General features: G+C 56.7%; 12 protein-coding genes and 2 CRISPR repeat arrays. Of the genes, 6 read left to right on the top strand and 6 right to left on the bottom strand.

Annotation, left to right across the window (positions count from 1 at the left end; all coding sequences use genetic code 11):
* Nucleotides 1-49 precede the first annotated feature (49 nt).
* A CRISPR array of direct repeats spans nt 50-439; the repeat unit is 28 nt; unit sequence GTTCACTGCCGTACAGGCAGCTTAGAAA.
* 86 nt (nt 440-525) lie between these two features.
* The 4 genes from hcr to aqpZ form a co-directional block, all read right to left on the bottom strand.
* A complete protein-coding gene (gene hcr, locus IM295_RS11750) occupies nt 526-1,494 on the bottom strand; it encodes an NADH oxidoreductase (RefSeq protein WP_193066726.1) in 969 nt (322 codons plus the stop codon).
* Nucleotides 1,495-1,504: 10 nt separating this feature from the next.
* A complete protein-coding gene (hcp, locus tag IM295_RS11745) occupies nt 1,505-3,157 on the bottom strand; it encodes a hydroxylamine reductase (protein WP_048999359.1) in 1,653 nt (550 codons plus the stop codon).
* A 144-nt stretch (nt 3,158-3,301) separates the two neighbouring features.
* Nucleotides 3,302-4,201: a lysine exporter LysO family protein gene (locus IM295_RS11740; protein ID WP_193066725.1), complete on the bottom strand. Its 900-nt coding sequence runs from the start codon at nt 4,199-4,201 to the stop codon at nt 3,302-3,304.
* A gap of 180 nt (nt 4,202-4,381) precedes the next feature.
* On the bottom strand, nt 4,382-5,077 hold the full coding sequence (aqpZ, locus tag IM295_RS11735; protein WP_041912036.1) for an aquaporin Z: 696 nt from the start codon (nt 5,075-5,077) through the stop codon (nt 4,382-4,384).
* 291 nt (nt 5,078-5,368) lie between these two features.
* On the opposite strand from aqpZ, the gene IM295_RS11730 reads away from it, so the two are divergent.
* The gene (locus IM295_RS11730) at nt 5,369-7,027 is read left to right on the top strand and encodes an ATP-dependent endonuclease (protein ID WP_193066724.1); all 1,659 of its coding nucleotides are present in this window, start codon (nt 5,369-5,371) and stop codon (nt 7,025-7,027) included.
* Here IM295_RS11730 and IM295_RS11725 read toward each other — a convergent pair.
* Complete coding sequence (locus IM295_RS11725) at nt 7,024-7,980, bottom strand: VirK/YbjX family protein (RefSeq protein WP_047368198.1); 957 nt, start codon at nt 7,978-7,980, stop codon at nt 7,024-7,026. The genes IM295_RS11730 and IM295_RS11725 overlap by 4 nt on opposite strands.
* 159 nt (nt 7,981-8,139) lie before the next feature.
* Here IM295_RS11725 and macA point away from each other — a divergent pair, with 159 nt between their 5' ends.
* Together macA and macB are read left to right on the top strand one after the other, a co-directional pair.
* Entirely contained in the window at nt 8,140-9,255 is a 1,116-nt protein-coding gene (macA, locus tag IM295_RS11720; RefSeq protein WP_041910641.1) for a macrolide transporter subunit MacA, read from the top strand.
* The gene (macB, locus tag IM295_RS11715) at nt 9,252-11,192 is read left to right on the top strand and encodes a macrolide ABC transporter ATP-binding protein/permease MacB (protein WP_041910640.1); all 1,941 of its coding nucleotides are present in this window, start codon (nt 9,252-9,254) and stop codon (nt 11,190-11,192) included. Before macA ends, macB begins: the two co-directional genes overlap by 4 nt.
* 70 nt (nt 11,193-11,262) lie before the next feature.
* Here the strand turns inward: macB and cspD are convergent, their stop codons facing one another.
* Nucleotides 11,263-11,484, bottom strand: a complete 222-nt coding sequence (gene cspD / locus IM295_RS11710; RefSeq protein WP_006809408.1) for a cold shock-like protein CspD — start codon at nt 11,482-11,484, stop codon at nt 11,263-11,265.
* A 267-nt stretch (nt 11,485-11,751) separates the two neighbouring features.
* Between cspD and clpS the strand changes: the two genes are divergently transcribed.
* The 3 genes from clpS (at nt 11,752) to IM295_RS11695 (ending at nt 15,067) form a co-directional block, all read left to right on the top strand.
* Entirely contained in the window at nt 11,752-12,072 is a 321-nt protein-coding gene (gene clpS, locus IM295_RS11705; protein ID WP_006174393.1) for an ATP-dependent Clp protease adapter ClpS, read from the top strand.
* 27 nt (nt 12,073-12,099) lie between these two features.
* Complete coding sequence (gene clpA, locus IM295_RS11700; RefSeq protein WP_028012550.1) at nt 12,100-14,379, top strand: ATP-dependent Clp protease ATP-binding subunit ClpA; 2,280 nt, start codon at nt 12,100-12,102, stop codon at nt 14,377-14,379.
* A gap of 247 nt (nt 14,380-14,626) precedes the next feature.
* Entirely contained in the window at nt 14,627-15,067 is a 441-nt protein-coding gene (locus IM295_RS11695) for a hypothetical protein (RefSeq protein WP_049136603.1), read from the top strand.
* A 174-nt stretch (nt 15,068-15,241) separates the two neighbouring features.
* Nucleotides 15,242-15,390: direct repeats of the CRISPR family, unit length 28 nt; unit sequence GTTCACTGCCGTACAGGCAGCTTAGAAA.

The raw sequence follows: 15,390 nt of genomic DNA, 5'->3' as shown, positions 1-15,390 counted from the left end.
TACAGGCAGCTTAGAAATGACCAGGAAAACACCTTCCTGATTGACGATTGTTCACTGCCGTACAGGCAGCTTAGAAAGCCCCTTGTCTGCGTCAATTATTAATCACATAGTTCACTGCCGTACAGGCAGCTTAGAAATTCACAGTCTGCCCCAGAGCATCCGTAATGGTGTTCACTGCCGTACAGGCAGCTTAGAAAGTTTTAATGGGCGGGAGATAGAGCAGACGCTAGTTCACTGCCGTACAGGCAGCTTAGAAATCCACGATATACGTAAGGGTATTGAACATAAGAGTTCACTGCCGTACAGGCAGCTTAGAAACTTATCCGTTACGGTTAATTTATGGCTATTACGTTCACTGCCGTACAGGCAGCTTAGAAAACGACGGCCAGGAGAGAAAGTGCAATTTCTGCAGTTCACTGCCGTACAGGCAGCATGCACAACGTAGGCCGGGTAAACGCAGTGCCACCCGGCAAAAAAGCCCGGTGGCGCTGACGCTTACCGGGCCTACGATCGAACGTTTATTGCTTATGCGAGGACCAAATCCCCCTGCGGGTGGCATGAGCAGGCCAGCACGTAACCCTCGGCAATTTCCGCGTCGGACAGCATCATGGTGCTGGTGACGGTATATTCCCCGGAAACCACTTTCGTTTTACAGCAGCCGCACACGCCCGCACGGCAGGCCGCGACTACCGGCACCTTGTTGCTTTCCAGCGCTTCCAGCAGCGTGGTGCCCACGCGGCCAAAGAAGGTCTGTGCGGGCTGCAGTTTGGTGAACTGAATCCCGCTGGTTGCCGCTTCCGCCACCGGCGTGAAGAACCGCTCTTTGAGGAAGCGGGTCACGCCAAGCGCTCTAACTTCTTTCTCCACGATATCCATGTACGGCGCCGGGCCGCAGGTCATCACGGTACGGTTCGCAATATCCGGCACGCTTTGCAGCAGCTCGCGGCTCAGGCGACCGGGCACAAAACCGTGGGTCGCGTTGTGTTCCGCCACCAGCGTCACCGGATAGTCACGCCACTCATCGGCAAAAATCACATCTTCCGGAGAGCGCACGCTGAAGATCGTCTGCACGTCGGCCTGCGGGCGGTTCTTCGCCAGCCAGCGGCGCATCGACATGATCGGCGTTACGCCGCAGCCCGCCGCCAGCAGCAGGAATTTATCGTCTGCCTTGTCGTCACAGGTGAAATCCCCCTGCGCGTCAGACAGCCAGATGTAATCCCCGCGCTTCACGTTACGGGTCAGCCACTGGGAGCCTGCACCGTCATCAATGCGGCGGATAGTGAGCGTAATGTACTCGCTCACGCCCGGCGTGGAGGAGATCGTATAGGCGCGAAGCGTGTCCGCCGAGTTACGAACGCTGACCAGCGCATACTGGCCCGCACGGTACGGATAGTAGTCGTGGCAGAGCAGCGACAGCGTCCACACATCCGGCGTCTCCTGATGGATGTGATGAACCTGCATCCGCCACGGACATTGTGAGGTTGGCATGGTCATGAATCGCTCCTTACGCGCTCAGCAGTTGCTTCATATCATCTTCAACATTGGTCACGGAACGCAGACCGAATTTTTCATTGAGCACCGCCAGCAGGTCCGGCGTCAGGAAGCCTGGCGCCGTCGGGCCGGTCACGATGTTGGTCACGCCGAGAGAGAGCAGGGTGAGCAGGATGACGATCGCTTTCTGCTCGAACCAGGAGAGCACCAGGGACAGCGGCAGATCGTTGACGCCGCAGCCGAGTTTTTCCGCCAGCGTGACCGCCAGAATGATGGCCGAGTAAGCATCATTGCACTGGCCTGCATCAATCAGGCGCGGCAGGCCTTCGATGTTGCCGAAGTCCAGCTTGTTGAAACGGTATTTACCGCACGCCAGGGTCAGGATCAGGCAATCATCCGGCACGCTGGTGGCGAAATCGGTGAAGTAGTTACGCTCGCCGCGCGCGCCGTCGCATCCCCCAACGAGGAAGATGTGGCGCAGCTTTTCACGGCTGACGAGGTCAATCAGAGAATCTGCCGCACCCAGCAGCGTTTCGCGACCGAAGCCAACGGTGATCAGATGTTCGATTTCGCTGTACGGGAAGCCCGCCATCTGCTGCGCCTGCTCGATAACCGGACCGAAATCGTCGCCTTCAAGGTGGCTCACGCCCGGCCAGCCGACGATGCTGCGGGTCCAGATGCGGTCGTCATACGCGCCCACGGTAGGGTCGATGATGCAGTTTGAGGTCATCACGATAGGGCCAGGGAAGCGGGCGAACTCTACCTGCTGATTTTGCCAGCCGCTGCCGTAGTTACCCACCAGATGCTTGAACTTGCGCAGTTCCGGGTAGCCGTGGGCGGGCAGCATTTCGCCGTGGGTATAGACGTTAACGCCGGTGCCTTCGGTCTGCTTCAGCAGGTTGTAGAGATCTTTCAGGTCGTGGCCGGAAATCAGGATGCATTTGCCTTCGGTCGCTTTGACGTTGACCTGCGTCGGGGTCGGATGACCGTAGGTGCTGGTTTCACCGGCATCCAGAATGCTCATGACCTTGAAGTTCATCTGGCCGATTTCCATTGCGCACTCGAGCAGGGCGTTCATGTCGGAAGGCCAGGTGCCGAGCCACGCCATAATTTTGTGGTACTGGGCGTAAATGTCGTTATCTGACTTCCCGAGAACGTGCGCGTGTTCCATATAGGCCGCTGCACCTTTCAGGCCGTACAGGCACAGCAGACGCAGGCCGAGGATGTTCTCGCCAATCGCCGCTTTGTCCTTATTAGGGGTAAATTCTGCGGCCTGGCGCTGTAGCTCGCCCAGGTCGTCGCTCACCAGCTGAAGCTCCGCCATTGGGTTGTCCACGCGGGCACTGGTATCGGCATTCAGGCACTGCGCTTTCAAAGCTTCGCGCAGGGCAATCGCTTCGCGGGCATAGCCGACGATGCGCGGAGAATCAAAGTTGACGTTAGTCAGGGTGGAGAAAAACGCGCGCGGCGCGAAGCTGTCGACGTAATGGTCGACAATGCCGTATTCACGGGCTTTGAAGGCCCAGGCGGAAAGACCATGCAGGGCGGCTATCAGCAGATCCTGAAGGTCTGATGTTTCTGCGGTTTTACCGCACATACCCTGCGCGTAAGAGCAGCCGTTGCCTGCCGGGGTACGGATGGTTTGTTCACATTGCACACAAAACATAATCACACCTGTAAAAGTTATATTTAATATACATGTTTAAGGGTATGCCTGTGCCAGAACGGTGAAAAGAGCTTTCTGCAACAAAATAGAGGGAGATTGATTTAGCGCAATTTTGGCGGCAGGAGCCCTACCGCCACAGAGGTATCAGGCAGAGAAAAACGCCATCAGGACGGGAACCAGCAGGCTCAAAATAAAGCCGTGAACGATGGCTGCGGGCACCATCTCCAGCCCGCCCGAACGCTGGAGGACCGGCAGGGTAAAGTCCATCGACGTGGCGCCGCACAGGCCCAGTGCCGTCGAGCGGCTGCGGCGAACCAGCCCCGGGATCAGCATGATGGCAATCAGCTCTCGAGCCAGATCGTTAAAGAAGGCGGCGCTGCCGATCACCGGGCCGAAGGATTCGGTCAGCAGAATACCGGAGAGGGAGTACCAGCCAAACCCGGAGGCCATCGCCAGGCCGGTTTTTAGCGGCAGATCGAGAATAAAGGCATTAATCGCGCCCGCGACCATTGAGCTGACGACAACCATAACGGCAACGATCATTCCCCGACGGTTCAGGACAATCTGTTTCAGCGTCATACCGTTATTTCGCAGCTGAATACCAATCAGGAACAGCAGGAAGATCAGGGTATATTCGCTGGCGTCCGTCGCGTGCTGCAAAAATGTCCATCCGGTAAGACCCAGAAGAAATCCAAGCACCACGACGCCGCAGAGCTTTAATGATTCCAGCGCCATTGCAATTCGGGAGGGAAGCTTTTCCTGGTGGTGATTATTTTTCCACGGAATAGCGCGTTCCAGCCACAGCAGGGCGGCAATATTGCAGAGCAAAATAACCACCATGGTGACCGCAGAATAATGCAGGATGGAAAGTAAATTTGTCGCCAGATTATCCAGGAAGGCCAGGCTGATCCCCATAAAGAACAGAATGACGTAAACAATCCAGCTGAGAAAACGGTTAATAAGCTTTAAGGCCGAATCATGACGCAGCGGAATAAGATAGCCCAAAATCAGGGGCAGCAGAATAATGAGGAGTCCTGAAAACATGAACAGCCGGTCCTTTTGAGTTTCTGTTAAGCGCCAGAGACACTACCCAATAAAGGCTGCTCAGTAAAGCGGCAAAAGAAAGCCGGGTGGCGGCTACGCCTTACCCGGCTTGTGTCTATGTGGGGGTGCGGCCTGTTGCCCTCACCCCGGCCCTCTCCCATGGGGAGAGGGAGGGAAAGATTAATCGCGTTTTTCCAGCAGAGAGCGGTACAGTACGCCGCCCAGAATACCGCCGACGATCGGCATCACCCAGAACAGCCACAGCTGCTCAAGCGCCCAGCCGCCCTGGAAAATGGCGACGGCGGTGCTGCGCGCCGGGTTAACGGAGGTGTTGGTCACCGGAATGGAGATCAGGTGGATCAGCGTCAGCGCCAGACCAATGGCGATGGGCGCGAAGCCTGCAGGCGCGTGTTTGTCGGTTGCACCGTGGATCACCAGCAGGAAGCCTGCGGTCAGTACAATTTCAATTACAATGGCAGAAAGCATAGAATAACCGCCCGGAGAGTGTTCGCCGAAGCCGTTAGAGGCGAAGCCGCTGGCCGCCGCGTCAAAGCCTGCTTTACCGCTGGCAATGACGTACAGCACGCCCGCCGCAATAATACCGCCAACCACCTGCGCCACGATGTAGCCAATAACCTCTTTCGCCGGGAAACGCCCGCCCGCCCATAAGCCTAATGTCACCGCCGGGTTAAAATGACCGCCGGAAATATGCCCCACGGCGAAAGCCATGGTTAATACGGTTAAGCCAAATGCCAGCGCGACGCCGACAAAACCAATACCTAATTCCGGGAATGCTGCTGCCAGAACGGCGCTACCGCAGCCACCAAATACCAGCCAGAATGTACCAAAGCATTCTGCTGCCAATTTTCTAAACATAACCACCTCAAAATAATTTTCCACGCGTTTTCCCGCGCGCGGGATATATCGCCATAAAGGGATGACGACTCAAAGAGCCCGTATTTTAAAAACCAACAACATCCCTTCGCCACTTAAATAAATTCGGTTAATTTGATTTAAGGCAATGTGATGTTAATCCTTGTTCAAATCAGCGGTAAATAGAGCATAGTTCAAATCCCGCAAGGGTGAATGTTCTGCTGTCGTGCCAGGGTTCCTGCCGCTATACTGCTGATAACTTAAAGGAAAAAGTGATCATTTCGCGGGGGATTTATGCTTCTCGAACGTGTGGAAATTGTCGGGTTTCGCGGTATTAACCGCCTGTCGCTGCAGCTGGAGCAGAACAACGTCCTGATCGGCGAGAACGCGTGGGGTAAGTCCAGCCTGCTTGATGCACTAACGCTGCTGCTTTCACCCGAAGACAATCTGTATCACTTCGTCCACGATGATTTCTGGTTCCCGCCCGGCGATATCGCGGGCCGCGAGAAGCACCTGCATATCATCCTGACGTTTCGTGAATCCGAACCCGGCCGTCACCGCGTGCGTCGCTTCCGCCCGCTGTCGCCCTGCTGGGTGCCCTGCGACGACGGTTTCCACCGGATTTTCTATCGGCTGGAAGGTGAGATGGCGGAAAACGAGGGGGTACTGACCCTGCGTGAATTCCTCGATGAGAAAGCCAACCCGATTCCGCTGGAGAATATCGACGATCTGGCGCGTCACCTTATCCGCCTGACGCCGGTGTTACGCCTGCGCGATGCGCGCTTTATGCGCCGTATTCGTAACGGCACCGTACCGAATATGCCGGAGGTGGAAGTCACCGCCCGCGAGCTGGATTTCCTGGCGCGAGAGCTGGTGTCGCGTCCGCAAAACCTCACCGATGGTCAAATTCGTCAGGGGCTGTCGGCGATGGTGCAACTGCTGGAGCACTATTTTTCCGAGCAGGGCACCTCGGAGTCGCGCCATCGTTTGATGCGCCGCCGTTCTCATGATGAACAGCGCAGCTGGCGCTATCTCGACATCATCAACCGGATGATCGACCGGCCCGGTGGGCGTACCCATCGGGTGATTTTGCTGGGGCTGTTTTCAACGCTTCTGCAGGCGAAGGGCACCGTGCGTCTTGACCGGGATGCCCGCCCGCTGCTGCTGGTGGAAGATCCGGAAACGCGCCTGCACCCCATCATGCTCTCCGTGGCGTGGCACCTGCTGAATCTGCTGCCGCTCCAGCGGATTACCACCACCAACTCCGGTGAGCTGCTCTCGCTGACGCCGGTGGAGCACATCTGCCGTCTGGTGCGCGAGTCCTCCCGCGTATCCGCGTACCGTCTCGGGCCCGGCGGGATGAACGCCGAAGATGGGCGGAGAATCGCGTTTCATATACGCTTTAATCGCGCCTCGTCGCTCTTCGCCCGCTGCTGGCTGCTGGTGGAAGGGGAAACGGAGACCTGGGTCATCAATGAACTGGCGCGCCAGTGCGGCCACCATTTTGATGCAGAAGGTATTAAGGTGATCGAATTTGCCCAGTCGGGATTAAAACCGCTGATAAAATTTGCCCGCCGAATGGGAATTGAATGGCATGTGCTGGTGGACGGCGACGAGGCGGGGAAAAAATATGCCTCAACCGTGCGCAGCCTGCTGAACAACGAGCGTGAAGAAGAACGGGATCATTTAACGATGCTGCCCGCGATGGACATGGAGCATTTTATGTACCGTCAGGGCTTTGACGACGTATTCCACCGCATTGCGATGGTGCCGGTCGACGTCCCGATGAACATGCGGCGCGTGATCGCCAAAGCGATTCACCGTTCGTCGAAACCGGACTTAGCCATTGAAGTGGCGACGGAAGCGGGAAGGCGGGGCGTAGAGGCGGTTCCGACCCTGCTGCGGAAAATGTTCTCCCGCGTGCTGTGGCTGGCACGCGGAAGGGCGGATTAACGTTCGGTCGCCTGTTTCACCTGCTGAATCAGGCTATCCAGCAGCGCGTAGCGGCGACGGTATTCGGCGCGTTTCTTGCTCGCGATCTCTTCTACGGGTTTACGCGGCATGGCAAGCGGCAGCATAAAGTGGCCGCTCTCCTGTTTTTCCCCACCGAGGGAACTCCAGAAGCCGTCGTAATCGGCCAGCAGTTTTCCCTCTTTTTTCTTGCGGTAGCGCCAGCTGCGATAAATATGGGTGGCATTACTGACGGCAACAATCTGCACGACCGGGAATGCGGCGCCGAACGTCATGGCGGCTTCAACCAGCAGGCGTTTCGGGAACAGACCGTGGCAGGCCTTCGTCGCTTTCTGGATCAGCTCATGGGGAACATGCGCTTTCGCGCCCTGCAAACCGCCGATGAACAGCGTCGATTTACCTTCAAACTGGCAGAGCGTAAAGGTTAGCTCCGCCAGCACCGTATTCTGAACGTCGCAGAAGGTGAGGGTGGCCTCTCCCTCTTTATCCAGGAACGCATCGGCACACAGGCGGACGGTAAATTGCTGTTCATCTTTCCCGGTTAAGGTCAGCAGCGTAGTCCCCTGTGTCGAAAGATAGCCCTTCAGGAGCGTGGCCGGGAGCTGGCGGCTCATGGCCTGATAGTGCCAGTTCAGGGATTCCAGCGCGTGCTGGCGATCCATCTTCACCGTCAGCCAGGGACGATGAAGCCGACACGGCAGACCGGGCTGCACCTGCAGCATCTGCATCAGACGCGGCTGCTTAGCGAGGTTTGTTAACAGGCGAGAGGTGCTCACGGGCGTCGCCAGAGAACGCAGCATGAACTTACGGCGATAGGCGGGGTTCTGCCATGCAAGGCCGGGCGCGATCTTGCCGAACGCCAGATTTTTGAAGAGCTGCCAGCCGGATGTCGGCTGCGTCAGGTTTGGAAGAGGTGTATCGACGATAGAAGACATGATAAATCCTGAGTCTTTTGGAATACCGCTATTTCAGCAGGGGAAATATCAACGTCTTGTAAACAAATTAGGGTGATTTCGGAGAACAGGGGTTTCGTTAAGGAGTCGTTTAGATAGAATCAACGTTTATTATTGCCAGAACATTTATTTGGAATATTTATGAACCTCAAGGGAAAACGCAGAACGCTGTTTCTGCTGCTGGCGCTGGTGATTGTAGCCGGTGGATTCTGGTTATGGCAGGTGCTTAACGCGCCTGTGCCGCAGTACCAGACGCTGATCGTTCGTCCGGGTGAACTGCAGCAAAATGTCCTTGCGACGGGCAAACTTGATGCGCTGCGCAAAGTTGACGTCGGCGCTCAGGTCAGCGGCCAGCTGAAAACGCTGTCGGTAGAGATTGGCGACAAGGTGAAAAAAGGCCAGCTGCTTGGCGTTATCGATCCCGAGCAGGCTGAGAACCAGATCCGCGAAGTGGAAGCGACGCTGATGGAGCTGCGCGCGCAGCGTGCGCAGGCGCAGGCAGAGCGTAACCTGGCGCAGGTAACGCTGACCCGCCAGCAGGCGCTGGCGAAAACCCAGGCTATCTCGAAACAGGATTTAGACACCGCCGCGACTGAACTGGCGGTGAAACAGGCGCAGATTGGCACGATCGACGCGCAAATCAAGCGTAATCAGGCCTCGCTGGATACGGCGAAAACCAATCTTGATTACACAAAAATCGTCGCGCCGATGGCCGGGGAAGTGACGCAAATTACCACGCTGCAGGGCCAGACGGTGATTGCCGCCCAGCAGGCGCCAAACATTCTGACGCTGGCGGACATGAGCACCATGCTGGTGAAGGCCCAGGTCTCCGAGGCGGACGTGATCCATCTTAAGCCGGGACAGAATGCCTGGTTTACCGTACTCGGCGATCCGCAGACCCGCTACGAGGGCGTGCTGAAAGACATTCTGCCGACGCCGGAAAAGGTTAACGACGCCATTTTCTACTATGCGCGTTTTGAAGTGCCAAACCCGAAGGGCGTGCTGCGCCTGGACATGACCGCGCAGGTGCACATCCAACTGACCGGCGTGAAGAACGTGCTGACCGTTCCGCTCTCCGCGCTGGGTGAATCCGCCGGGGACAATCGCTACAAGGTGAAAGTGCTGCGCAACGGTGAAACGCGCGAGCGCGAGGTGGTGATTGGCGCGCGCAACGACACCGACGTGGTGGTGGAGAAAGGGCTGGAAGAGGGCGAGGAGGTTGTTGTCAGCGAAAGCCTGCCCGGAGCCGCTAAATGACCGCGCTGCTTGAGCTGAAGGACATTCGTCGCAGCTATCCGTCCGGCGACGGCCCGGTGGAGGTGCTGAAAGGCATCTCCCTGAGCGTGGAGGCGGGCGAGATGGTAGCGATTGTCGGCGCATCGGGCTCCGGTAAATCGACGCTGATGAACATTCTCGGCTGTCTGGATAAACCCACCAGCGGTACGTACCGCGTGGCCGGGACGGACGTCTCGACGCTGGACGGCGACGCGCTGGCGAAGCTGCGCCGGGAACACTTTGGCTTTATCTTCCAGCGTTACCACTTGCTCTCTCACCTGAGCGCGGCGCAGAACGTGGAGGTTCCCGCAGTGTATGCGGGCGTTGAGCGGAAGAAACGCCTCGAGCGCGCGAAGGCGCTGTTAACGCGTCTGGGGCTGGCGGAGCGGGTGGAGTACCAGCCGTCGCAGCTGTCCGGCGGCCAGCAGCAGCGTGTGAGTATTGCCCGCGCCCTGATGAACGGCGGGCAGGTGATCCTCGCGGATGAACCAACCGGGGCGCTCGACAGCCACTCCGGCGAAGAGGTGATGGCGATTCTGCATCAGCTGCGCGATCAGGGCCACACGGTGATTATCGTTACCCACGATCCGCAGGTAGCGGCGCAGGCCGAACGGATTATAGAGATCCACGACGGCGAGCTGGTGAGCAACCCGCCGCCGCGTGAGTCCCGCGCGGCGGCACCGAAGGAAGCGCTGCCTGCGTCGACCGGCTGGGCGCAGTTCTCAAGCGGCTTTCGTGAAGCGCTGACCATGGCCTGGCTGGCGATGGCGGCCAACAAAATGCGCACCCTGCTGACCATGCTCGGCATCATTATCGGTATTGCCTCGGTGGTGTCGATTGTGGTGGTGGGCGACGCGGCCAAGCAGCTGGTGCTGGCGGATATCCGCGCCATCGGGACCAACACCATTGACGTCTATCCCGGCAAAGACTTCGGCGACGACGAGCCGCAGTATCAGCAGGCGCTCAAGTATGACGATCTGGCGGCGATTCAGAAGCAGCCGTGGGTGAACTCCGCCACGCCTGCGGTCTCGCAAAACCTCCGTCTGCGCTACGGCAATATCGACGTGGCGGCCAGCGCCAACGGCGTGAGCGGCGACTACTTCAACGTCTACGGCATGACCTTCAGCGAAGGCGCCACCTTCAACGCCGAGCAGCTGGCGGGGAGGGCGCAGGTGGTGGTGCTGGACGCCAACTCGCGCAGGCAGCTCTTCCCCAATAAAGCGAACGTGGTGGGCGAAGTGATCCTCGTCGGCAACATGCCTGCCACGGTCATTGGCGTGGCTGAAGAGAAGCAGTCGATGTTCGGCAGCAGCAAGATCCTGCGCGTCTGGCTGCCGTATACCACCATCTCCGGGCGGATTATGGGCCAGTCGTGGCTTAACTCCATCACCGTGCGCGTGAAGGAGGGCTACGACAGCGCGCTGGCGGAACAGCAGCTGGAACGGCTGTTAACGTTGCGCCACGGGAAGAAGGATTTCTTCACCTGGAATATGGACGGCCTCTTGAAAACGGCGGAAAAGACCACACGTACTCTTCAGCTGTTCCTGACGCTGGTGGCGGTGATCTCGCTGGTCGTTGGCGGTATCGGGGTGATGAATATCATGCTGGTGTCGGTAACTGAACGCACCCGGGAGATTGGCATCCGCATGGCGGTCGGGGCCAGGGCCAGCGACGTGCTTCAGCAGTTTTTAATTGAAGCGGTGCTGGTATGCCTGGTGGGCGGCGCGATGGGCATTGCGCTCTCGATGATGATTGCCTTTGCGCTCCAGCTCTTTTTACCCGGCTGGGAGATTGGCTTCTCGCCGATGGCGATACTCACCGCGTTTTTGTGTTCCACCTTTACCGGGATTTTGTTTGGCTGGCTGCCTGCGCGCAACGCGGCGCGGCTGGATCCGGTGGACGCGCTGGCTCGGGAATAACCCGAAAATAAAAATGCCAGCCGATCGGGCTGGCATTTTGACTGCGTGATGTACACAATAAAACAGAGAGCTATGCAACCGTTTCTGCTTCAACGGGTACGATTAGGCTTGCATGATTGCCTTTTGGTCCCTGGTGTACATCGAACCGGACGGACTGCCCGGCTTTGAGCGTCCTGTAACCATCCATCTGAATGGTGGAATAGTGAGCGAAGATATCTTCGCCGCCGCCTTCGGGGCAAATGAAGCCAAACCCCTTGGCGTTGTTGAACCACTTAACAGTACCCATTTCCATGCTTCGACATCCTTCGTAAATCTTATAAATTAAGATGGAATGAACCGGTGGTGGAGTGGGGGCTGTTCAAAACCTCGCCATCTCACGCTTGTACAATTTAGATAAACGAAAGACGTCGTCAAGCGTTTGGCGCTGGAGTTGGGACAATAATCAACCAAAGTTTGAAGCAGTTAACGCTATTGCAACAGTTTGTGACAGACATCGCGGATGACAGTAATAGATGATTGTTATCTAACATCTGAGGTAGATTCAAAGTGGTTATGCAAAATGGGTAAGACCAACGACTGGCTGGATTTTGACCAGCTGGCGGAAGATAAAGTGCGCGACGCGCTAAAACCGCCATCTATGTATAAAGTTATGTTAATGAACGATGATTACACGCCGATGGAATTTGTTATTGACGTGCTACAAAAGTTCTTTTCTTATGATGTAGAACGTGCAACGCAACTGATGCTTACCGTTCATTATCGTGGCAAAGCTATCTGCGGCATTTTTACCGCCGAAGTGGCGGAAACCAAAGTGGCGATGGTGAACGACTATGCGAGGGAGAACGAGCATCCGTTGCTGTGTACGCTGGAAAAGGCCTGATAAGGCATAAAATTGGGGGAGGTGCCTATGCTCAATCAAGAACTGGAACTCAGTTTAAACATGGCTTTCGCCAGAGCGCGTGAGCACCGACATGAGTTTATGACCGTCGAGCATTTACTGCTCGCACTGCTTAGCAACCCATCTGCCCGCGAAGCGCTGGAAGCCTGCTCCGTGGATCTGGTGGCGCTACGTCAGGAACTCGAAGCCTTCATCGAACAAACCACACCGGTGCTGCCCGCCAGTGAAGAGGAGCGCGACACGCAGCCGACGCTCAGCTTCCAGCGCGTGCTGCAGCGCGCGGTATTCCACGTCCAGTCTTCCGGACGTAGCGAAGTGACTGGCGCAAACGTCTTAGTCGCCATCTTCAGCGAGCAGGAGTCACAGGCTGCCTACCTGCTGCGCAAACACGAAGTCAGCCGCCTCGACGTGGTTAACTTTATTTCTCACGGAACGCGCAAAGACGAGCCTAACCAGGCATCGGATTCCAGCAATCAGGTCAATAACAATGAAGAGCAAGCAGGCGGGGAGGATCGTATGGAAAACTTCACCACCAACCTTAATCAGCTTGCTCGCGTTGGCGGCATCGACCCGCTGATTGGCCGCGATAAAGAGCTGGAGCGCGCGATTCAGGTGCTGTGCCGTCGCCGCAAGAACAACCCGCTGCTGGTGGGCGAGTCAGGCGTGGGTAAAACGGCGATTGCCGAAGGTCTTGCCTGGCGCATTGTGCAGGGCGACGTGCCGGAAGTGATTGCCGACTGCACCATCTATTCGCTGGATATTGGCTCGCTGCTGGCGGGCACTAAATACCGCGGTGATTTTGAAAAACGCTTCAAGGCGCTGTTAAAACAGCTGGAGCAGGACACCAACAGCATCCTGTTTATCGATGAGATCCACACCATCATCGGCGCAGGTGCGGCTTCTGGTGGTCAGGTGGATGCGGCAAACCTGATCAAACCGCTGCTTTCAAGCGGCAAGATCCGCGTGATGGGCTCCACGACGTACCAGGAGTTCAGCAACATTTTTGAGAAAGATCGCGCGCTGGCGCGTCGTTTCCAGAAAATCGACGTCACCGAGCCGTCGGTTGACGAAACGGTGCAGATCATCAACGGCCTGAAAACCAAGTACGAAGCGCACCACGACGTGCGTTACACCGCGAAAGCGGTGCGTGCGGCGGTGGAGCTGGCGGTGAAATACATCAACGACCGTCACCTGCCGGATAAGGCGATTGACGTGATTGATGAGGCCGGGGCGCGTGCGCGCCTGATGCCGGCCAGCAAGCGTAAGAAAACCGTTAACGTGGCGGATATCGAGTCCGTGGTCGCCCGCATCGCGCGTATTCCTGAGAAGAGCGTTTCTCAGAGCGATCGGGATACGCTGCGCACCCTCGGCAATCGCCTGAAAATGCTGGTCTTTGGTCAGGATAAAGCCATTGAGGCCTTAACCGAAGCGATCAAGATGGCCCGTGCCGGCCTGGGGCATGACCACAAGCCCGTTGGTTCCTTCCTGTTTGCCGGTCCGACCGGCGTGGGTAAAACCGAGGTGACGGTTCAGCTCTCCAAAGCGCTGGGCATTGAGCTGCTGCGCTTTGATATGTCCGAGTATATGGAGCGTCACACCGTCAGCCGTTTGATTGGTGCACCTCCGGGCTACGTGGGCTTTGACCAGGGCGGCCTGCTCACCGACGCGGTGATCAAGCATCCGCACGCGGTACTGCTGCTCGATGAAATCGAGAAAGCGCATCCGGACGTGTTCAACATCCTGTTGCAGGTGATGGACAACGGGACGCTGACCGATAACAACGGGCGCAAGGCGGACTTCCGCAACGTGGTGCTGGTGATGACCACTAACGCCGGGGTACGTGAAACCGAGCGCAAATCCATCGGCCTGATCCACCAGGATAACAGCACCGATGCGATGGAGGAGATCAAGAAGATCTTCACGCCGGAGTTCCGTAACCGTCTGGACAACATTATCTGGTTCGATCACCTGTCTACCGAAGTGATCCATCAGGTGGTGGATAAGTTCATCGTCGAGCTGCAGGTTCAGCTGGATCAGAAAGGTGTGTCGCTGGAAGTGAGCCAGGAGGCCCGCAACTGGCTGGCCGAGAAAGGCTACGACCGTGCGATGGGCGCCCGTCCGATGGCGCGCGTGATTCAGGACAACCTGAAGAAACCGCTGGCGAACGAGCTGCTGTTTGGCTCGCTGGTGGACGGCGGTCAGGTGACCGTGGCGCTGGATCAGGCGAAGAACGAGCTGACGTACGATTTCCAGAGTGCGGCGAAGCACAAGCCGGAAGCGGCTCACTGAGTTGTAAGGTAGGTCTTAAAAACCGGGCTATAGCCCGGTTTTTTTATGCCTGCTTTTCTCCCTATCCCCGTGGGAGAGGGCAGCAGGCCGCAGAGGAATTTTGCGAGGCGCTTTCCAGTTTCTTTCGAAGTCAGTTGCTGGATAAATCCACAGTAATAAAATGGCGGCGCACCTGCAAAATCAGGTGCCGGGATTGGCGTCCTGAAAGTGTGTGCACAGATAATCTTGCGTGCATAAAGGATCACATATGACTAATATTAATAGCTTCGCCCAACTCTACACCGAACTCTCCCTCAACCCCGATCTCCCAACCCTTGCAGAGCGCTGCCAACTGCTCACCGAAATCCTGCTGGATTGCAAATCACTTCCGCAAACGCAGCCCGTTTGCCGTTGTCTCGGAGCCTACCTGGAAGAGGTGAAATCCGGCCTCACAGAATCAATGCGTGATTTTCAGGTGGTGGAATTTGAGGAAGAAGCGGAACAACCGCGACAAAAAGAGTGGTTGCTTGAAGATACAGAAACGAAGTGTGATTACTGCCGGGCGTTGAATCATGTGCTGCTGGTGTCGCATTTTGACCGCGACATGCTGCCGCTTCTTACAGGACTGCTCCATGACATCACGCATTCTATGGTTGCAGATGTCGTTGCGCCTCAACGTGCAGAAACGGTAGTTCACATTATTTCCTGAATGTAGTTTGTGACGTCCGAAGTAGGCCCCTGACGCCACCGGCTAGACCCTTTTTTTTGATGATTACGTAACCTTTTGATTTATATAATGCGAATTTACGTACCAGAAAAAAGGGTTTTATGCAGGAAGTTGATTATTTTCTTTTCTAACAATAAGATGGCGTAGTTTCCTTTCAGTTCACTGCCGTACAGGCAGCTTAGAAATGTCACGCTGCACGGTTCCGCGCGGCGCTGGCGTTCACTGCCGTACAGGCAGCTTAGAAATGGTAGATTTCAGGCATGCCGCCCTCACCTACGTTCACTGCCGTACAGGCAGCTTAGAAA

The organism is Enterobacter cloacae complex sp. P14RS (assembly GCF_014895895.1).
In the GTDB taxonomy this organism is placed as follows: domain Bacteria; phylum Pseudomonadota; class Gammaproteobacteria; order Enterobacterales; family Enterobacteriaceae; genus Enterobacter; species Enterobacter bugandensis.
Note: the sequence above shows the minus strand (reverse complement) of the source record. Positions and strands in the feature narration are given on the sequence as shown.